General features: G+C 47.0%; 18 protein-coding genes. 12 read left to right on the plus strand and 6 right to left on the minus strand.

Features of this window, described 5'->3' with window-relative positions:
• Nucleotides 1-151: 151 nt before the first annotated feature.
• The 3 genes from ACTHRE_RS00365 to ACTHRE_RS00375 are packed head-to-tail and all read left to right on the plus strand — an operon-like array spanning nucleotide 152 to nucleotide 4215.
• The gene (locus ACTHRE_RS00365) at nucleotides 152-1276 is read left to right on the plus strand and encodes a DNA cytosine methyltransferase (protein ID WP_377073139.1); all 1125 of its coding nucleotides are present in this window, start codon (nucleotides 152-154) and stop codon (nucleotides 1274-1276) included.
• The gene (locus tag ACTHRE_RS00370) at nucleotides 1273-2328 is read left to right on the plus strand and encodes a restriction endonuclease PLD domain-containing protein (protein ID WP_377073138.1); all 1056 of its coding nucleotides are present in this window, start codon (nucleotides 1273-1275) and stop codon (nucleotides 2326-2328) included. The genes ACTHRE_RS00365 and ACTHRE_RS00370 overlap by 4 nt, the downstream gene beginning before the upstream one ends.
• Entirely contained in the window at nucleotides 2329-4215 is a 1887-nt protein-coding gene (locus tag ACTHRE_RS00375; RefSeq protein WP_377073136.1) for a Z1 domain-containing protein, read from the plus strand.
• Nucleotides 4216-4284: 69 nt separating this feature from the next.
• Here ACTHRE_RS00375 and ACTHRE_RS00380 read toward each other — a convergent pair whose 3' ends face one another.
• Nucleotides 4285-5757 (minus strand): S41 family peptidase, encoded by a 1473-nt coding sequence (locus ACTHRE_RS00380; protein WP_377073134.1) that lies wholly within the window; start codon nucleotides 5755-5757, stop codon nucleotides 4285-4287.
• A gap of 215 nt (nucleotides 5758-5972) precedes the next feature.
• Complete coding sequence (locus ACTHRE_RS00385) at nucleotides 5973-7877, minus strand: murein hydrolase activator EnvC family protein (protein ID WP_377073132.1); 1905 nt, start codon at nucleotides 7875-7877, stop codon at nucleotides 5973-5975.
• Nucleotides 7878-8050: 173 nt separating this feature from the next.
• Between ACTHRE_RS00385 and ACTHRE_RS00390 the strand changes: the two genes are divergently transcribed.
• From ACTHRE_RS00390 to ACTHRE_RS00420, 7 genes are all read left to right on the plus strand, one after another.
• Nucleotides 8051-8596 (plus strand): CreA family protein, encoded by a 546-nt coding sequence (locus ACTHRE_RS00390; protein ID WP_070646770.1) that lies wholly within the window; start codon nucleotides 8051-8053, stop codon nucleotides 8594-8596.
• A gap of 29 nt (nucleotides 8597-8625) precedes the next feature.
• Nucleotides 8626-9174: a YqgE/AlgH family protein gene (locus ACTHRE_RS00395; protein ID WP_003680465.1), complete on the plus strand. Its 549-nt coding sequence runs from the start codon at nucleotides 8626-8628 to the stop codon at nucleotides 9172-9174.
• Nucleotides 9167-9622, plus strand: a complete 456-nt coding sequence (gene ruvX / locus ACTHRE_RS00400) for a Holliday junction resolvase RuvX (protein WP_070646771.1) — start codon at nucleotides 9167-9169, stop codon at nucleotides 9620-9622. The genes ACTHRE_RS00395 and ruvX overlap by 8 nt, the downstream gene beginning before the upstream one ends.
• Before the next feature lie 162 nt (nucleotides 9623-9784).
• Complete coding sequence (locus ACTHRE_RS00405) at nucleotides 9785-10207, plus strand: YidB family protein (RefSeq protein ID WP_377073129.1); 423 nt, start codon at nucleotides 9785-9787, stop codon at nucleotides 10205-10207.
• A gap of 149 nt (nucleotides 10208-10356) precedes the next feature.
• On the plus strand, nucleotides 10357-10905 hold the full coding sequence (locus ACTHRE_RS00410; protein ID WP_003685141.1) for a carboxymuconolactone decarboxylase family protein: 549 nt from the start codon (nucleotides 10357-10359) through the stop codon (nucleotides 10903-10905).
• Nucleotides 10906-11030: 125 nt separating this feature from the next.
• The gene (locus ACTHRE_RS00415; RefSeq protein WP_377073127.1) at nucleotides 11031-12122 is read left to right on the plus strand and encodes an acyl-CoA dehydrogenase family protein; all 1092 of its coding nucleotides are present in this window, start codon (nucleotides 11031-11033) and stop codon (nucleotides 12120-12122) included.
• Nucleotides 12123-12206: 84 nt separating this feature from the next.
• The gene (locus ACTHRE_RS00420) at nucleotides 12207-12377 is read left to right on the plus strand and encodes a rubredoxin (protein WP_070748201.1); all 171 of its coding nucleotides are present in this window, start codon (nucleotides 12207-12209) and stop codon (nucleotides 12375-12377) included.
• Between the two features lie 47 nt (nucleotides 12378-12424).
• On the opposite strand, the gene dapC is transcribed toward ACTHRE_RS00420, so the two are convergent.
• The 4 genes from dapC to ACTHRE_RS00440 form a co-directional block, all read right to left on the minus strand.
• Complete coding sequence (gene dapC / locus ACTHRE_RS00425) at nucleotides 12425-13615, minus strand: succinyldiaminopimelate transaminase (RefSeq protein ID WP_377073124.1); 1191 nt, start codon at nucleotides 13613-13615, stop codon at nucleotides 12425-12427.
• Nucleotides 13616-13736: 121 nt separating this feature from the next.
• Nucleotides 13737-14909: an NAD(P)H-dependent flavin oxidoreductase gene (locus ACTHRE_RS00430; RefSeq protein ID WP_377073122.1), complete on the minus strand. Its 1173-nt coding sequence runs from the start codon at nucleotides 14907-14909 to the stop codon at nucleotides 13737-13739.
• Nucleotides 14910-15249: 340 nt separating this feature from the next.
• Nucleotides 15250-15930, minus strand: coding sequence for an OmpA family protein (locus ACTHRE_RS00435; protein ID WP_070608134.1), 681 nt, complete (start codon nucleotides 15928-15930; stop codon nucleotides 15250-15252).
• A gap of 217 nt (nucleotides 15931-16147) precedes the next feature.
• Nucleotides 16148-17023 carry a YoaK family protein gene (locus tag ACTHRE_RS00440; protein WP_377073267.1) on the minus strand — a complete coding sequence of 292 codons (876 nt, stop codon included), beginning with the start codon at nucleotides 17021-17023 and terminating at the stop codon, nucleotides 16148-16150.
• Between the two features lie 161 nt (nucleotides 17024-17184).
• On the opposite strand from ACTHRE_RS00440, the gene ACTHRE_RS00445 reads away from it, so the two are divergent.
• On the plus strand, nucleotides 17185-17574 hold the full coding sequence (locus ACTHRE_RS00445; protein WP_377073121.1) for a hypothetical protein: 390 nt from the start codon (nucleotides 17185-17187) through the stop codon (nucleotides 17572-17574).
• Nucleotides 17575-17697: 123 nt separating this feature from the next.
• Nucleotides 17698-18624: a bifunctional riboflavin kinase/FAD synthetase gene (ribF, locus tag ACTHRE_RS00450; protein WP_377073119.1), complete on the plus strand. Its 927-nt coding sequence runs from the start codon at nucleotides 17698-17700 to the stop codon at nucleotides 18622-18624.
• The last annotated feature ends 67 nt before the right edge of the window (nucleotides 18625-18691 follow it).

The following is an 18691-nucleotide window of genomic DNA, read 5'->3' on the forward strand; positions in this document are numbered from 1 at the left end:
TGCCTTGCCTTGCCTTGCCTTGCCTTGCCTTGCCTTGCCTTGCCTTGCCTTGCCTTGCCTTGCCTTGCCTTGCCTTGCCTTGTCTTGCCTAGTTCTCTATTAAAATCCCTTCAAGGGTTTTTATCAAATCTATGCATAGGAGTGAAATCCTATGCCATCTAAACAAATCGCAAATTTTAATTCTTCTGACAATAAACCCAGAATTCTATCTCTATTTTCAGGATGTGGAGGTTTAGATTTGGGTTTTCACCAAGCTGGTTATGAAACTGTTTGGGCGAACGATTTTTCCCATTGGGCTTGCGAAAGTTTCCGTAAAAATATCGGCGATGTCATCGTAGAAGGTGATATTGAACAAATAGATCCTAACGATCCAACTATTCCCGATTGCGACATCATTTTAGGCGGGTTCCCTTGTCAAGATTTTTCCATGATTTGGAAACAGCCGGGCTTAGAGGGTGAGCGCGGCAATCTTTATAAAAGCTTTTTACGTTTTGTAAATGCAAAAAAACCGAAAGTTTTTGTTGCTGAGAATGTGAAAGGTTTGTTGACTGCCAACAAGAAAAAAGCCATCCAGCAAATTATTACCGACTTTGAAAATTGCGGTTATTACGTTCAGGCGAAGCTGTATAACTTTGCTGAATTTGGCGTACCTCAATTTCGTGAACGTGTGCTGATTGTCGGAGTACGTTTGGATACAGGATTTGATTTTCGCCATCCAGAACCGACGCACAATGAAACTGGCGAAAATGGTTTAAAACCATATGTAACTGCTGGTCAAGCGATATCTAATATTCCACAAAATGTTAGTAATAATGAATTACTAAAAATTAGTGATAAAACACGCCGTATGTTGGAATTAATTCCTGAAGGTGGAAATTTTACCGATATTCCTAAAGATCATCCTTTATATGTGAAAGGTATGATTAGCCACGTTTATCGTCGTATGCATCGGAACGAGCCATCAAAAACAATTATTGCAGCAGGTGGCGGTGGTACTTGGGGCTATCACTTCCCTGAACCGCGTGCTTTTACTAATAGAGAACGAGCAAGGCTTCAGAGTTTTCCTGATGATTTTGAGTTTGTTGGCTCAACGACGGAAGTACGTCGCCAGATTGGCAATGCGGTTCCTCCTCAAGGTGTAGTTGAGCTAGCAAAGGCTATCTTACCAATTTTTTCAGGCAATTACGAAAAGGTGGACTTACACGAAAAATTGGTAGCCGAGAAAGAAGTTTTGTTTCATGACCGATTAAGCAAAATTCGAGGAGGGAAACGATGAATACAGTTTTTTCTAATTTCTACCCTGCTCAAATAACGCAGAAAAAGCTAAATGATGTTTGGATGGATCTATTTTTAGATGCTGATGAAGTTTTAATGGCAACAGGTTATGTATCCAATGATGCTGTTATTGAATTACAACGTATTTTGGAACAAAAGACGAGTATCAGAACAGTAGAATTATTGGTCGGAATGCACTATTTGGAAGGATTTTCCCAACCACAATATCGTAGTTTGTGCAGATTGAATGCTTTTTTACAAGCTGAGAAACGGGGACAAGTATACGTTTCGCCATTTGTAAAATTTCACGGAAAAATGTACTCATTCAAGCATCAAGAACAAATTAATGGCTTGATTGGTTCTGCAAATTTAACGTGTTTTTGGGATAACACCGAACGCACTTACGAAACCATGGTGCATTTGGATGATTTTCAGACGGCATCTGATTTACATTCAGGTATTCGACAGATTATCAAGTTTTTAGGGAAACCTATTAATCAGGCAAGTGAACCGACTATTTTTGCACCGCACAATGTTTATTTGGAAAATTGTATTGGTGTGGAGAAGATTGATGCAAATAAAGTTTCTGAACTTTTTAGACAAACAGCACAATATCATTTTTTAATCCCTGTAAAGACAGAGCCAAAAAGTAATTTAAATTGTTTTTTTGGCAAAGGAAAAAATCCTAAGAAACCATGGCAACTTCGTTCTTGGTATGAAGTTGAATTAATTGTCCCTATTCAAATCGTCCGTCAAGAGGGTTACCCTACAAATAGAACAGTAAAAATTATTACTGATGACGGTTGGTCTTTTTCTTGCTATTCCAGTTCAAAAAATAAGGGTGGTCGATTATCTACGGAAAATCTACGTTCAGAAGATGATCTAAAAACATTGGGTAAATGGATAAAAGGGCGTTTGGAAATTTCAGGATGTCTAAAATCAGGTGAGCCTGTTACGCCTGAAACCTTGCATCAATACGGAAATGATCACGTTGAATTCCGTTCAACCGACGATCCAGATGTTTGGTTGCTTTCATTTAAGGGGAAAAACTAGATGTTGCAAACTTATCTGAACCAATTAACACCGCCTGAATTGGCTAATTCTGTTAAAAAAACTGTTGACGGTTTTATGAAAAAACTATCTCAAACTGAACAGAAGAACGTCCAAAACATTTTGCTTTTAGGCAATGTCCAAAGTGGTAAAACCGCTCAAGTATTGGGTATATTAAGTGTTTTGGCTGATTGTGATTTTAAGCTGTTTATTTATTTGACAACCGATAGCGTAGATTTACAGCAACAAACATTAAAACGAGCAAAAACATCATTGGATAAATTTATTATATTATCTGAGAACGATGACAGTAGTTTTATGCAGGTAATGAAGGCAAATAATCCCATCTTGGTCGTGATTAAAAAGAATGCCCGTGTATTGAAACGTTGGCGTAATTTGTTTGCCAGTCAAAGTAGCCTGAAAGGCTATCCTTTGGTTATTGTGGACGATGAAGCCGATGCGGCCAGCCTAAATACTAATGCTGATAAGCCGGATAAAGATGCCAGTACTATCAATAAACTGCTAAATGACATTAAGAATTCCTGTTGTCAAAGCCTATTTATTCAGTTGACCGCCACACCTCAATCGCTTTTATTGCAACATGAAGAATCTGATTGGCAACCTGAATTTATCCATTTCTTTGAAGCTGGTGAAAAATACATCGGTGGTAACTTTGTCTTCTCTGATCCTCCAAGCTATATCGTTCGCTTTATTGACAGTGAATTAGACGATATGAAAGATGCGAGTGGTGAAATTGCCGAAGGGGTAAAACAGGCATTGCACAGTTTTCTGCTTACTTGTGCAGAGTTTGCTTTATGCGGTAAAACTAATTGTAATTTTGCGTTACATCCAAGTTATAAAATCCAAGACCATCAAGCCTTCTCTCAAAAAATCCAAGCCTTTTTGAATGATTTGGTACAAGCGATTAATAGCGGGGAGAATCTTGCAGACAGCTTTAAAGAAGACTATTTGGATTTACAAAAGACTAAGCCTGATATTCATCATTTTGAGGAAATTTATGAAAAACTAACAGAACTTTTAGAAAATAAGCAAATTTATACTCTAGTCGTTAACTCGCAGACAGAATCAGATTTTGATTTAGAAAGAGGCTTTAACATTATTATTGGTGGGAATGTGATTGGACGAGGCTTAACTATTCCAAAACTACAAACGGTTTATTATAGTCGCACTGCTAAAAAACCGAATGCAGATACTTTTTGGCAACATTCGCGTATTTTTGGATATGACCGTGATAAATCATTATTACGGCTTTATATTCCGTTTGATGTCTATTACTTCTTTGTACAACTCAATCAAGCAAATAATCTGATTATTGAACAGGCAAAAAATTCAGACGGCAATATTCAGGTTATCTATCCGAAAAATATCAATCCGACTCGAAAAAATGTATTGAAATTCGACAGTATCAATCAAATTGTGGGTGGTGTGAATTATTTTCCACTTCACCCAAACGAGGATAATTTGTTAGAGATTAACAAGATTTTGCCTTCTATTTTGAAAGATGAAATTCAATCTGATTTATATCAAATGGATATAGAAGATTTATTCTTGGTTCTAGATAAATTGGGTCATTATGTCCCAGATGACTGGAATAAGGAAAAATTTATTGCTGGTGTAGAAGCATTAAAGGCACAACGTCCAAGTTTTAAAACTTACGTTTTGATCAAAACAGGACGTAAACTTTCTCGAGCAACTGGCACAATGCTTTCGGAAGACGACCGTAAATTAGGAGAAAAATATCCCAATGATTTATTTCTTACACTTTATCAAGTAGTAGGAAATAAAGACAAAGGTTGGCAGGGAGAAGATTTTTGGTTACCTAATATTAAGTTGCCATATAAGGGACTGGTGTATTGGGGAGTGAAATAACATAGAAAAGGTCGTCTGAAAACAATCATATCGTTTTCAGACGACCTTTTTTATTGAGAAATAACAGGTTTATTTTTTGCTGTCTTTATCTGCATCTTTTTTCGGTGCAGGTTTTTTCGCTGCCAAACCCAAAGATTTTTGCCATTCGGCTGGATTTTTCACCAAGTCCAAGGCTTTACGGAGTTGATCGTCTTTGGCCGGATTTGGAATGCGGCGGCTGGAGATGTCTTCGTCTTTGTCTTTTTTGGACTTGTCTTTATCGGCTTTGGTTTCTGCGTTGGCAGGCGTTTCAGTGCTGCTGTTGACGTCTTGGCCGCCCAACGGATTGCCGATATGGCCGACCAAATCGGCTTCGCGGCTTTCAAAAGCGCGGTCTTTGTCTTTGACTTCAACGTCAGGAACAATGCCTTGCGCCTGAATCGAGCGGTCGTTTGGCGTGTAGTAAAGGGCGGTGGTCAGTTTGACTGCGCTGCCGCCGGAAAGCGGAATCAGGGTTTGCACTGAGCCTTTGCCGAAACTTTGTGTGCCGACGACGACGGCGCGTTTGTGGTCTTGCAATGCGCCGGCAACGATTTCGGAAGCAGAGGCAGAGCCTGCGTTAATCAGGACGGTCATAGGAATAGTTTTCAGCTCGGCAGGCAATCCGGCCAACGGGTCTTTGCCGCTGGTGGTGATGTAGTCTTCGGCAGTTGCTTTGAGTACCATGCCTTCTTTTTTGTTGCGGCCTTTGGTGCTGACAACGGTTACGTCAGGCTGCAGGAAGGCTGCGGATACGCCGACTGCGCCATTGAGCAGGCCGCCCGGGTCGTCGCGTAAGTCGAGGATAATGCCTTTGAGCGGGCCTTTGTTTTCTTTGACAAGGGCTTGTGCGGCTTCGTTGAGCGCGACAACGGTGCGCTCTTGGAATTGGGAGACGCGGATGTAGCCGTAGTCTTTTTCAAGTAGGTGATGACGCACGCTTTTGACTTTGATGATGGCGCGGGTCAGGTTGACGACGATGGGTTTGTCGGCATTTTTGCGTGAAAGGGTCAGGGTGATTTTGGTACCCGGTTTGCCGCGCATTTTTTTGACAGCTTCGCTGACGGTCAGACCGCGCGTAGAGGTATTGTCGATTTTGACGATAAAGTCGCCGCTTTTCACGCCGGCGCGTTCTGCCGGAGTGTCTTCAATCGGGGCAACGACTTTGACGAAGCCGTCTTCTTGTCCGATTTCCATGCCCAGGCCACCGAATTCGCCGCTGGTGGATTCTTTCATTTCGGCATAGCCTTTTTTATCCATATACTCGGAATGCGGATCGAGATCGGACACCATGCCTTTCATTGCGCCTTCAAAAAGCTCGGCATCGGGTTTGTCTTGGTAATAGTTGGCTTTGATTTGACCGTACACTTCTGCCATGGTGCGGATGGTTTGCACGGGCAGGGCCTCGTTGTCTTTTTTGTCTTTTTCGGCGGCAAAACTTTGTACACTCAGGCTGAGGGCGATGCCGCTAAATGCGCCGAGAGTGTAGATTGCAACTTTTTTCAAAGTGGATTTTGTTGACATTCGTTTGACTTTCTTTTTGTGTACGGTAAGCAAAGTGGTTTTTGTTTTCTCTGAACCCGTTGACTTTATGTGATTTAAACGCTTGTAACAATAAGTTTAAGGTAAAAGTTTGTTGTTTAATGTGCTGAACAGGCGTGAAAATCGTGTTTTATTGTAGTTTATGATGAAAATTCAGACGGCCTGAAGGGGAAAATTCACTCAGGCCGTCTGAAACATCAGTTAATCCATGAAAGCGGATTCATGACTTGTCCGTTGTAGCGGACTTCAAGGTAAAGGCCGGTTTCGCCCGACGGCAAAGTGCCGCTGGTGCCGATTTTGCTGCCGGCATTGACGGCGTAGTTTTGGGCGATGTCGATTTCGTTCAGGCCGGAGTAAATGCTGACATAGCCGTCGCCGTGGTCGAGGACGACCACTTTGCCGTAGCCTTCAAGCTCGCCGGCAAAAGTAACCGTGCCTGAGGCAATGCTGCTGACCGGAGCAGGAACGGTATTGTAGAACACGCCTTTCCAAACTTCGCCATCGCCGCGGTCTTGACCGAACAGACCTGCCAGTGTGCCGTTGACCGGTTTTTTCAGACGGCCTTGCATACGGCTGAAGCTGTTGGCGTTGCTGACGGTAAAGCCTTGGGTGTTCGGGGCTTGCAGTTTCATGTCTTCGTCAGTCAGCGTGGACATGGCGGCGCGTTCGGCTTCGGCTTTTTGTTGGGCGGCAGCTTGCTCTTTGCGGGCTTTTTCGGCGGCGGCCAAACGGGCTTCTGCGGCTTTTTTACGTGCTTCGGCTTCGGCTTTGCGTTGCTCGGCTTTGCGTTTTTCCAAATCTTTCAAGAGATTGTTGAGGCGCTGCTCGTTTTCTCTGTGGTTGATTTTCTTTTGCGCTTCCTTGGCCATTTGCGCGTTTTGACGGCGGCTTTCGGCTTGTTCGGCGGTATTGGTTACGCCTTGTTGACGCAATGAAGCCTGAATATTGGCTTGCAGTTTTTTCAGGTAAGCCAATTCATTGTTGATTTTTTGCTCTTGCGCTGCCAGCTCTTTTTGTTGTTTTTCCAAGTCTCTCATGACTTGGTCGTTGGCGTTGTTGATATAACGCGTGTAACGCAGGAAGCGGGTTTTTTGACCGGCATCGGCGTTTTTCAGGAAGAGGGCGACCGCGTTGGGCTGGCTGTTTTTATAGTTGCCGGACACAAAGCGCGAAATTTGGGCGCGCGTGTTGGAAACTTCGGCTTTCAACTGGTTGGCATCGGCATTGAGTTTTTGGAATTTTTCCCATGCGTCGCGTTGTTTGCGGTTGATGCCGGAGAGGTTGTTGCGTGTTTGTTGCAGCTGTTTGAGCGTGGCATTAACATGGATAATGAAACCCTCGTTGCGTTTGGCAAAGGATTTCTTGCTTTCCATTTCGTTGGCAGCGGCAGCCACGGCTGCTTTGAAATCGTTGTCGGCTGAAGAGACGGCTTTAGGCTCAGCTTTAGTGTCGTCTTTTTTGTTTTGCTCTTTGGCTTTGGTGTCTTTTTTAGCGTCAACAGCTTTTTTGGCAGGCTCTTTGGCTTCTTTAGCGTCGGCCTTTTTGTCTTCGGCTGCTTTTTTTACTGGCTCTTTGGTTTTTTTGTCGTCTTTTTTATCTTCAGCTACTTTTTTAGCAGGCTCTTTGGCTTTGGTTTCCTTAGGGTCTGCTTTTTTTACGGGTTCTTTGGCTTTGCTGTCTTTTTTATCTTCAACAGGTTTCTTGTCTTGTTCTTTGGCTTTGCCGGATTTTGCGGCTGCGGCTTTTTTGTCTTTTGCCGTTTCTTTAGACTCTTCGGCTTTGCGGTTGGCCTTTTTATTGTCGGCAGCGGCTTCGGCGGCTTTAGCCGTTTTGTTTTTGGCTGAAGCGCGTTCTTTTTTGTCGGCGGTTTCCTTCTCTTTGGCAGCTTTGGCTTTAACCGCTTTTTTGTCTTCCTCTTTTTCTTTTACCGCTTGTTTTTTTGAGGTTTCTTTTTTTACATCTGCCTTAGCAGCTTCTTTCTCTTTTTTTACGGGCGCAGCTTTTTTGACGGCAGCCGCTTTTTCTTTCGGCGCGTCTTTGGCAGCATAGGTTGGCAGGGAGAAACTGAGCAACAGGGCGAGAATGAGGGGTTTGTAACGCATGGTTCGATCTTGCTATCAAAGTAGGAACAATAGGACGGATTATACTGTCTGTCAGGCCGTCTGAAAATAATATCGGGTTGCAATATGGACGAACGGTCTTATATAGTAACGATAGAGTGGGCGGACGGGGTTTAGTCTGCCTGGAAACTGACAGTCTGCATCGACAGGATATTATGAAAAAATATTTATTAGTAGTGTTGGGCGCCATGGTTTTGGCGGCTTGCGGTGACAATACCGATAAAATCGGACGCGCCAGTACGGTGTTTCATATGCTGGGTAAAAACGACCGTATTGAAGTGGAAGGTTTTGACGATCCTGATGTGCAGGGGATTGCCTGTTATATTTCGTACGCAAAAAAAGGCGGTTTGAAAGAAACGGTCAATCTGGAAGAAGATGCCAGCGACGCATCGGTTTCCTGTGTACAAAGTGCGGAAGTCATCCGTTATAACGAGGCTGCGGTTTTGAAACCGCGACAAGTGTTCAAACGCAGTGCCAGCATAGCATTTAAGAGCCAACAGATTATCCGCTACTACGATCCGAAACGTAAGTCTTTTGCTTATTTGGTATACAGCGATAAAATCGTTCAAGGTTCGCCGAAAAACTCTTTGAGCGCGGTATCGTGTTTTGCCCATGCGAAAACCGATACGCCGGTACCGGCAGGCGGCGCGGTTTACGGTGCGTGCGTGGTGGACGCGCCGGTTGCCGACGGACAAAAATAATAAAATCAGCTTAATAGATTAAGAAGAATATGAATTTAGCCAACCATTTCCTGATTGCCATGCCTCATATGGACGATCCGTTTTTTACGGATACGGTCATTTATGTATGCGAACACGATGAAGAAGGTGCGCTGGGCATCGTCATCAACAAGCCTTCGCCGATTACCATGGACATGATTTTCGCCGCCGCCGACCGCAATATCCCATTGCGCCTGCAACATGAAAACGTGATGATGGGCGGGCCGGTTCAGATTGAGCGCGGCTATGTCGTGCATACGCCGATCGGTCGCTGGCAAAACAGCATGGTGGTAACTGATAATGTGGCGTTGACTTCTTCGCGCGATGTAATTGAAAACTTGTCTAAAGAAGGTGCGGTGGACAAGGCTTTGATCAGTATTGGTTATTCAAAATGGGGCAAAGGGCAGTTGGAGCGCGAGCTGGCAGAAAATGTTTGGTTGACCGTCCCTGCGGACGAGCATATTCTTTTTGATGTGCCATACGAACTTCGTTATGCCGCCGCTTTTGAAAAATTGGGCGTTAATCCGAACGCCTTGGTTTCAGGAGTCGGCCATGCCTGATGCACCAAAAGGTACGGTTTTGGCCTTTGACTTCGGCGAGGCGCGTATCGGCGTGGCGCAGGGCGATGCCGAGTTGGGCATGACCCATCCGCTGGCAACGGTAACCGGCAACAGCAATGATGAAAAATTCGAGGCCATTGCCAAGCTGGTCAAAGAATGGCAACCCAAGTATTTTGTGGTCGGCCTGCCGACGCATACCGACGGCACGGAGCATGAGCTGACCCGTTTGAGCCGCAAGTTTGGCCGCCGTTTGCACGGACGTTTTAATTTGCCGGTTTATTGGGTGGACGAAAGGATGTCTTCCCTATACGCGGAAAGCCTGCTTGCTGAAGCCCAAGTTTTTGGTCGAAAACAAAAATCCGTGCTTGACCAAGTAGCCGCACAGGCGATTTTGCAAGGCTTTTTTGAAGGTGGCGCGGCCGAGTTTTTCAATGGCCGCGAAGAATAGCGTTATTTATCATAAAGGCCGTCTGAAAATGGGTTTCAGACGGCCTTTGTTTTGTTACGGCTTTGGGATAAAAGAGGTTTAGTTTGGTTAAGCCTAATTTTTTCAGCACAAATTTTGCTACACTCCGTTTTCTTTTTTAGACACAAATACAAGGAAAAAGTTATGGCACTCATGGACAATCTTTTGAATGCGGCTACTCAAATGTTGGGTGGCAACAGTGAAAACGGCGCACAAGGTTCTCTGACCGATATGGCGATGGATTTGGTGAAACAACAAGGCGGCGTGGGCAACCTGATCAACCAACTGCAACAAGGCGGTTTGGGCGATGCTCTGAGCAGCTGGGTTTCCAATCAATCCAGCAACCTGCCTGTGTCCGGCAGTGACCTGCAAAATGCTTTGGGCAGCGATGCCGTAAACCAAATCGCGCAAAAATTCGGCGTGGATGCCGGTCAAGCAGGTGATTTGTTGGCAAAAGTATTGCCTGACTTAGTCGATAAAGCCACGCCTAACGGCACGGCTCAAGATGCGGATGGCTTCGGCTTGGACGACATCGCTTCTATGCTGCTGAAAAACTTTATGAAATAATGAGTTGAATCATTTGATAAGGCCGTCTGAATCCGTTCAGACGGCCTTATAACTTTTGGTTCGCGGTAAATAACCAATAAGTCTTTTTCTGATGGAGGCGGATGGCTTATGATGGTCGCTTCATTTCACCAGATAAGAAGGTTATACACATGTCCCGCTTGACCATACACACAGTTGAAACCGCTCCTGAAGCTGCTAAACCACGCATTGAAGCCGTATTGAAAAACAATGGCTTTATTCCTAACCTGATCGGCGTTTTGGCCAATGCGCCTGAAGCTTTGGCGTTTTATCAAGAAGTTGGCAAGCTGAATGCGGCCAACAGCCTGACTGACGGCGAAGTTGAAGTTGTCCAAATCATCGCCGCCCGTACCAACGAATGCGGTTTCTGCGTTGCCGGCCACACCAAACTGGCTACCCTGAAAAAACTGCTGTCTGAACAATCCATCAAAGCTGCACGCGCGTTGGCTGCAGGCGAGTTTGACGATGCCAAACTGGGTGCTTTGGCAACATTCACCCAAGCCGTTATGGCGAAAAAAGGCGCGGTATCCGACGACGAGCTGAAAGCATTCTTCGATGCCGGTTACAACCAACAGCAAGCCGTTGAAGTAGTTATGGGCGTTGCTTTGGCAACCTTGTGCAACTACGTCAACAACCTTGCCAAAACTGAAATCAACCCTGAATTGCAGGCATTTGCCTAATCCCATCAAAGGCCGTCTGAAAATTCAGACGGCCTTTTAGCAAAAAGCAAGGGATATCCTTGTTGCAAAGAATAATTCATGAGTAGAGCCATCTACGCTTCAAACCTTATTCAGAGGAAAAAATCATGACACGCGAAGCTTTACTGAACAATGTTGCCGAACTCGTTAAAAGCAAGCTGAAACCATCGGTAGACGACATCGACCGCAAAGGCCTGTACCCGAAAGAATTTATGCTGGAATTGGGCAAAATCGGCGGTTTTGCCGCAACCGGTACGGTTGAAGAAGGCGGCAATGGTTTGGGTTTGGCAACGCAAATCGCCGTATTGCGCGAAATCGGTAAAGAATGCGGCGCGACGTCGTTCAGCGCATGGTGTCAGGCAGCTTGCGCGTGGTATCTGCACCAATCGCCTAATCAAGCGGTTAAAGACAAATATTTTGCCGATATTCTGCAGGGTAAAGTTTTGGCCGGTACCGGCATGTCCAATACCGTCAAACACCTTGCCGGCATTGAAAAACACAACCTGCAAGCCGAGCGCGTAGAGGGCGGCTACAAAGTCAACGGCGCTTTGCCTTGGGTATCTAATATCGGTGAAGACCATATTTGGGCGAATACCGCCCAAGTTGGCGACAGCTATGTGATGTTTATTACCGGCGGTCAATGGGAAGGCGTTACCCTGCAAGATTGCCCTGAATTCTGCGGTTTGGAAGGCACGCGCACTTACAGCCTGAATTTTAAAGACGTGTTTATTCCGGATGAAGATGTGATTGCTGCGCCTGAGCAGTTCCAGTCTTATATCCCGACCATTAAAGCCGGTTTCATCTTGCTGCAAATGGGTATCGGCGCCGGTGTGATTGACGGTGCGCTCGGCATTATCCGCATGGCCAATGTGGTGAACGCAGAAGTGAACTCATACCTCGACCACAGCTACGATGATTTGAAAGCTGCGTTGGACGGCGCATGGGCGGAAACCGAACGCCTTGCCGATGATGCGTGGAACAATAAACCTGACACGCTGGCAACCTTGAAACTGCGTGAAGCGGCTGCCGTATTGGCATTGAACGCCACTCAATCTGCTGCATTGCATGCAGGCGCGAAAGGTTATCTGATGCGCAGTCCGGCGCAACGCCGCGTCCGCGAGGCCATGTTCGTCGCCATCGTAACACCGGCCATCAAACATCTGCGTAAAGAAATCGACGCTTTGGAAGCAGCTCAATAAATTCAAAATATCAACAATAAAACACACGAAAGGCCGTCTGAAAATACGGTTTCAGACGGCCTTTTAAAATAGAAGGAACACAAAATGGCTCAATATATGTGCGGCCCTTGCGGCTGGATTTACGACGAAGATGTCGGCGACCCCGAACACGGCCTGCCGGCAGGTACCAAGTTTGAAGACATCCCCGACGACTGGAAATGCCCTGAATGCGGCGTAGGCAAAGAAGATTTTTATCTGTTGGATTTCGTGATATAACTTGGTAGATTTAAAAAGGCCGTCTGAAATTTCAGACGGCCTTTGTTTTATCGGCGGTATAAAGCAACCATGGTTTCAGCCGCTGTGACGCAGCTTTCCACATCGGCAACCAAAGCGATGCGGACGTAGCCTTCGCCCGGATTGCCTTGCTCGGTATCGCGGGCGAGGAAGCGACCGGGCAACACTTGGATAGCGGCTTTCTGCCACAGGTTGCGCGTAAATGCCAAGTCGTCGCCATCGGGAACTTTCAGCCAAATGTAGAACGACGCGTCAGGCAGTTTGACATCGAATGCCTGTTGCAAAATAGGGATGACGCGGTCGAATTTTTCTTGGTAGAGGCGGCGGTTGTCAATGACGTGTTCTTCGTCGTTCCAAGCGGCAATGCTGGCGCGTTGGACGGGAATGCTCATCGCGCTGCCGTGGTAGGTGCGGTAGAGTAGGAAGTTTTTGAGCAACTCGGCATCGCCTGCGACAAACCCTGAACGCAAACCGGGGACATTGGAGCGTTTGGACAGGCTGGTGAACATAATAATGTTGCGTGTACCGCGTCCTAATTGCGCCGCAGCCTGCAGGCCGCCGATCGGCTTGTTGCCGTCAAAATAGATTTCGGAATAGCATTCGTCAGAGGCAATAACGAAGCCGTATTTGTCTTGCAAATCAAAAATTTCTTTCCAGTCTTCTAATTGCAGGACGCTGCCGCTCGGGTTGTTTGGCGAGCAGACAATCAGGACTTTGGTGCGCTGCCATACGTCTTCGGGCAGGCTGCTCCAATCGGGATTGAAGCTGGGCGCAGGACAGTTGGCAAAATGGATTTCGCCGCCGCCCAAAATAGTCGCGCCTTCGTAAATTTGATAGAACGGATTGGGGCTGATAACGACCGGTTTGGGGCCGTCTGAAGCCGGATTTAAAACGGTTTGGATAAAAGAGAACAAAGCTTCCCGGCTGCCCAATACGGGCAGGATTTCATTGTCAGGATTGAGGCTCAAACCATCATAACGGCGGGCAACCCATTCGGCGCAGGCTTGGCGTAGTTCGGGCAGGCCTGCGGTCAGCGGATATTTTTCCAGTTCGTGCAGGGAGGCGGTCAGCGCGTCGGTGATGACTTTGGGCGTAGGGTGTTTCGGCTCGCCAATTTGCAGATGAATGGGCGTCACGTCTTCGGGTGCATCAATGCCTTGCATGGCTTCACGCAGGCGGGCGAAAGGATAGGGTTTGAGATGGTTTAATAATGGGTTCATGATGTTTCTGCCGATAAATTAAGGCAATAATCTTAGCATTTTTTAGATGGATTGGGACAAAAAGGCCGTCTGAAAACAGGGTTTAAATGTTTTTCAGACGGCCTTTTGAATATTGATGCGTTTATTTGGCAGGGACGACAGGCAGGGAACCGTTCAAGAGATAATGAATGGTTTCTTGAACCGTACGGATGGCGTTGCCAAACGGCAGCGGGTCTTTACCACGGAAAAACAGGCCTTTATCGACTTCACCGCGGAATGCCGCGGAAAGTTGGATGTCGATACAGAATTGACCGGCTTTGGCCAAACCGTCACGCAAACCGCAGCTGGTCAGACAGTTCAGGCCTTGGGTGCAGCGGCGCGGATCGTTTTTGGCATTGGCTTGCAATTTAGCCTCGCGTTTGATGTAGTTGTCGAGGAATTTGGTGCGCACGCCGCGTGCAGGCAAACCGGCAACAGACATGAATTCAACCACTTTTTCGGTTTCCGCACCGGCCAGCGTTTTTTTGAAGTTGATGTGGGCATCGCCTTCTTCGGTAACCGCAAACGCCGTGCCGATTTGGACGGCGGACGCACCCCAGTTTTTCAGCGCGGTTTTGACTTTTTCAAAGTTTGCCATGCCGCCGGCGAGTACCAATGGGATTTTTTCGCTTTCCAAGCCCAAGTTTTTGAATACTTCAAATGTTTCTTCAATAACGCGTTTGAACTCGAATTTGGCATCGTTCACGCCATCAACGGTTGCCGCGCCCAAGTGGCCGGCTGCGTGGGCAGGGTGTTCGATAACGATGGCATCGGGCAAGATGCCTTTTTTCATCCAACGTTTCAAAACGATATTGATACCGCGTGACTCTGACAAAATAGGGAAAAGGGCGACATCTTTGTGGTAGCCCTCGGCCATTTCCGGCAAGTCCAAAGGCAAACCCGCGCCCATTACAATCGCGTCCGCACCGGATTCGCAGGCCTGGCGGACATAGGCGGCATGGTCTTTGACGGCTTTCATGACGTTGACGGCAATCATGCCTTTGCCTTCTGAATCGGCTTTGGCTTTTTTGATTTCGCGGTCAAGCGCGATGCAGTTGAGGCGGGTGTATTTTTCTTCGCTGGAATTGATTTTCGATTCGGCCAGCAAATCTTCATGCAAGTGGCGCAAATCGACGCTGGCGATGGTACCCACGCCGTTTTCGCGTGCAACCGCGCTGGAGAGTTTTGATGCGGAAACGCCTACACCCATACCGCCCTGTACAACGGGAATCAGTGATTTGTCACGGATAATCAATGGGTCAAAGTTGTTTTGCATGGATGCTCCTTCATAGATTCTGGGTGGTGTCGTCTGAAATCCTATGAAATGAAAGGGATAACGGACTGATGTGTGTATAAATTCGGTGTGTTTCAGCCGCCGTTTTTCAGACGGCATGAGGCATGTTTTTAAAATTTTAGGAATTATACTCTAAGTTAATGTAAAAATTAGAGTATTAATACAGTTTTTTTAAAGAAAAAATTGAAAAGTCTTGTTAATAAAGGAATAAATTTTATGATGGATTGAATTGAGGAGGAGAAATTGCAAACAAAATCTACAAAGAAAAAGGCCGTCTGAAATTTCAGACGGCCTTAAGTGTGGGAATCAGACAGAGGTCGGATTACATTTGTTTTTTAGCGGCATCGATGGCGCGTTGGTCAGGGTTGATCAAGATTTCAACGCGGCGGTTTTGTGCGCGGCCTTCAACAGTGGCGTTGGAAGCGATGGGTTGACGGGAGCCGTAACCGAAAGTGCTCAAACGGGTGCTGCTTACGCCACGGGATTGCAGGAAGATGGCAACAGATTCGGCGCGGTTGCGAGACAATGGCTCGTTGATGGCGTCGTTACCGGTGTTGTCGGTGTGGCCGTTGATGGTCAAAGTCGTGTCAGGATATTGAACCAAAGTTTGCGCAGCGGCAGACAAAGCACTTTGGGCTTGGCCGCTCAGGGCAGCGCTGCCGGTAGCGAAGGTTACGTTTTCAGGCATAACCAGTTTGATTTGGTTGCCTTGACGTTCAACTTCGATGTTGGTGTTGGCCAGGCTTTGACGCAGTTTTTTCTCTTGGTAGTCCATGTAACCGCCGATACCGGCACCTACTGCACCACAAGCCAATGCGGAGTTACGCGCGCCTTTACCGCCGTGGGTCAGCGCACCAACGATGCCGCAAACAGCCGCACCGCCCAAGCCGTACATGGCGGTTTTGCTGGCGGATTGTTGGCCGGTAACAGGATCAGTTACACAGCCGGTGAGCGCCAAAGGAATCGCAGTGGCAATAACGGTCAGGGGTTTCAAGAATTTCATGTCGTATCCTCTTTTTAGATGACGGCCCGGGCCGTCTGAAAAAATGAATAAAAACCGCGTAGGTCATTACGGATTTATGATACCCAATATCCGAAACGCAAAAGAATGGGTTTAACCCGATATTACGAAAATATTTGCCAGTTAACATAATTCTGAAGCATTTCTGCATTTCTCCGACAGTTTGGTCATTTTGCCGCGAAATAACAAGCAAAGTTTTTTACAGTTTCTTCCGTTTTTTCTGCTTGCGGCGATACCAGTTGACGAATGCCCATTTCAATCTGACCTTGACATCGTATCCCACCGAGCCTGCGCCCAGTATGAACAAAACGGCGGAAACGGGCAGGGCGAAATGATGGCCGACCAGATGATAACCCCATGCACCAACCACGCCGCCCAGCAAAAACGACAGCATCAAGCCGCTTAAAAGCCACATTTTCGGTTTGTTGACGCGGACGTGCGGCAGGCGCGGATGATGCTGTTTGGAGTAATAAAGCGCGCGTGAAATTTCAATGCCCAAGTCGGTCGCCGTGCCGGTCATGTGGGTGGAGCGGATGGCGCCGCCGGAAAGAAGCGTGATAACCGTATTGTGCATGCCCATAATAAAACACAATAAAAACAATGCTAAAGACGGCATAATAAAATCAGAGCCGCCAAAATCCCATTCCATCGCGGCAATACCGAACCAACCGAATATCAACAGATAAACTGCTTCCAGCCACATGGAAAACCCAAAGCTGCCACGGAAACGCATCTGCTGCGTCCACAAAATCACCCAGCCCGAATGCGCGGCTCCGGCAACAAAACACAACACGCTGATTGTGGCAATAATGGCCACACTCCACTCTTGAAGATACAAAACATCTGCCAACAGCGACATTGAGCCAGTAACGTGGGAGGTATAACGTGAGAACGCGAAGAAGCCGCCGGCATTAATCGCGCCGGCAAGAAAGGCCATGATGTAGCCCAGCCGTCTGAAACGGGCATCGGAAATATTGTGTTCGTGCAGGTACGGACGGTCTGCCTGCCAAAACGGCGGCGTGTGTTGCCTATGGTGGCGCGGTCGGTAAGAGTGGGGCCGTTTGTCGTCGTTCATTGATTTGAGGATAGGGGCGAGCATTTATACGGGGTGTATTTTATATGCAACTGCCTGTTGCCAAGAACAAATAATATAAAGTGTCCCCAAGTTGCCACACTTGCCCATTACAAGATGAGGGCGTACATTAATAGCCCTACATGAGTATAAGGAAACACCCGATGAATCCTATCCGCCTGACCTTATTGTTTGTTGCTGCCGCATTACTTGCCGCCTGCGCCACCACGCCTGAACAAAAAGCCGCACGCGCCCAAGCGCAGAAACGCTATGAGCAGGACCTTCAAGTACATCTTGCAGCCCAATGCGATCAGGAAACTGCCGCGCTGATCCGCCGCAAATTTGACGAAGAAGGCAAACCCGGTGCCGCAACTGCGGAACAAAAAGCCTTCCGCCTCAAATATATCGACAAAGTTTCCGATCCGATGTTCCAAGCCTGCTACAAAATGGCATGGCAAAACTATATTTCCCAAGAGCAGCTGCGCGAAGCCCGCTACTATCGCTATTACGATGATTGGGGCTATCCGTTTGGCCGTTATCCTTGGTGGTGGTAAGGTATTAACAAACTTTAGGGCCGTCTGAAAGCATATATTTATTGGTTTCAGACGGCCTAAGGTTTATTGAAACGGCAATAACGTTTACAATAGCCGCCTATTCAAACACAATACCCACCACCCATGAACATCTGGCTTGGACAGCGACACGCGCCCAAATTTCCGCAAGGAGCCGCCGTAACCATCGGCAACTTCGACGGCGTACACCTCGGGCACAAACATATTCTACAAAAACTCAAACGAGAGGCAGACCAGCGCGGTCTGCCTGTTGTCGTTGTTGTTTTTGAGCCTCAGCCCAAAGAATTTTTTGCGCGCAAAGCTGGGAAAAAGCTACCTTACCGCATCAGTCCGCTGCGTACCAAATTGCGCCTTTTGCGTGAAACCGGCTGTGTAGATGCCGTTTGGGTCTTGCGTTTTAACCAAGTTTTCTCCGATATGAGCGCGCAAGCGTTTATCGACCAGCTCTTGCGCCAAACGCTCAACACGCGTTATTTGTTGATCGGCGACGATTTTCGTTTCGGTGCCGGCCGTGAAGGCTGTTTTGAACTCTTGGCTCAACAGCCCGATATGCAAACCGAGCGCACGCCGTCCGTTATCGTTGAAGACATCCGCACCAGCAGTACCGCCGTTCGCCAAGCCCTTTCAGATGGCAAGTTGGAATACGCCAAAAGATTGTTGGGCCATGATTACGTTTTAAGCGGCAAGGTCAAACACGGGCAAAAACTCGGTCGCACCATCAACGCACCTACCGCCAACGTCCAGCTTCCCCCGTATCATTATGCTTTAAGTGGCGTATTTGTCGTTGAAGCAGACGGCACATTCGGCACGCGCCGAGGCGTTGCCAGCTTTGGTTTTAACCCTACTGTTAGTAACAACCGCTCGCAGAAGCTGGAAGTCCACCTGTTCGATTTCAGCGGCGATTTGTACGGCCAGCGCATCTTCGTCCGCTTCCTGCACAAACTGCGTGACGAGAAAAAATTTGAAAGTATCGAAGCATTGAAAACCCAAATTTTGCAAGATATGGAAGATGCAAAGGTTTGGAAACCATAGAAACGCTTCTATACGCTTATAAAATCAAGACAATTGGGCTACAATAAGTCCTTTGAATTCTTTCAGA

The organism is Neisseria sp. P0001.S007 (genome assembly GCF_051963655.1).
In the GTDB taxonomy this organism is placed as follows: domain Bacteria; phylum Pseudomonadota; class Gammaproteobacteria; order Burkholderiales; family Neisseriaceae; genus Neisseria; species Neisseria subflava_A.

Excerpts from the sequence above, each read along its gene's own strand:
- ACTHRE_RS00365 (WP_377073139.1), top strand. The coding sequence starts at position 152 with ATGCCATCTAAACAAATCGCAAATTTTAATTCTTCTGACAATAAACCC.
- ACTHRE_RS00370 (WP_377073138.1), top strand. The coding sequence starts at position 1,273 with ATGAATACAGTTTTTTCTAATTTCTACCCTGCTCAAATAACGCAGAAA.
- ACTHRE_RS00375 (WP_377073136.1), top strand. The coding sequence starts at position 2,329 with ATGTTGCAAACTTATCTGAACCAATTAACACCGCCTGAATTGGCTAAT.
- ACTHRE_RS00380 (WP_377073134.1), bottom strand. The coding sequence starts at position 5,757 with ATGTCAACAAAATCCACTTTGAAAAAAGTTGCAATCTACACTCTCGGC.
- ACTHRE_RS00385 (WP_377073132.1), bottom strand. The coding sequence starts at position 7,877 with ATGCGTTACAAACCCCTCATTCTCGCCCTGTTGCTCAGTTTCTCCCTG.
- ACTHRE_RS00390 (WP_070646770.1), top strand. The coding sequence starts at position 8,051 with ATGAAAAAATATTTATTAGTAGTGTTGGGCGCCATGGTTTTGGCGGCT.
- ACTHRE_RS00395 (WP_003680465.1), top strand. The coding sequence starts at position 8,626 with ATGAATTTAGCCAACCATTTCCTGATTGCCATGCCTCATATGGACGAT.
- ruvX (WP_070646771.1), top strand. The coding sequence starts at position 9,167 with ATGCCTGATGCACCAAAAGGTACGGTTTTGGCCTTTGACTTCGGCGAG.
- ACTHRE_RS00405 (WP_377073129.1), top strand. The coding sequence starts at position 9,785 with ATGGCACTCATGGACAATCTTTTGAATGCGGCTACTCAAATGTTGGGT.
- ACTHRE_RS00410 (WP_003685141.1), top strand. The coding sequence starts at position 10,357 with ATGTCCCGCTTGACCATACACACAGTTGAAACCGCTCCTGAAGCTGCT.
- ACTHRE_RS00415 (WP_377073127.1), top strand. The coding sequence starts at position 11,031 with ATGACACGCGAAGCTTTACTGAACAATGTTGCCGAACTCGTTAAAAGC.
- ACTHRE_RS00420 (WP_070748201.1), top strand. The coding sequence starts at position 12,207 with ATGGCTCAATATATGTGCGGCCCTTGCGGCTGGATTTACGACGAAGAT.
- dapC (WP_377073124.1), bottom strand. The coding sequence starts at position 13,615 with ATGAACCCATTATTAAACCATCTCAAACCCTATCCTTTCGCCCGCCTG.
- ACTHRE_RS00430 (WP_377073122.1), bottom strand. The coding sequence starts at position 14,909 with ATGCAAAACAACTTTGACCCATTGATTATCCGTGACAAATCACTGATT.
- ACTHRE_RS00435 (WP_070608134.1), bottom strand. The coding sequence starts at position 15,930 with ATGAAATTCTTGAAACCCCTGACCGTTATTGCCACTGCGATTCCTTTG.
- ACTHRE_RS00440 (WP_377073267.1), bottom strand. The coding sequence starts at position 17,023 with ATGAACGACGACAAACGGCCCCACTCTTACCGACCGCGCCACCATAGG.
- ACTHRE_RS00445 (WP_377073121.1), top strand. The coding sequence starts at position 17,185 with ATGAATCCTATCCGCCTGACCTTATTGTTTGTTGCTGCCGCATTACTT.
- ribF (WP_377073119.1), top strand. The coding sequence starts at position 17,698 with ATGAACATCTGGCTTGGACAGCGACACGCGCCCAAATTTCCGCAAGGA.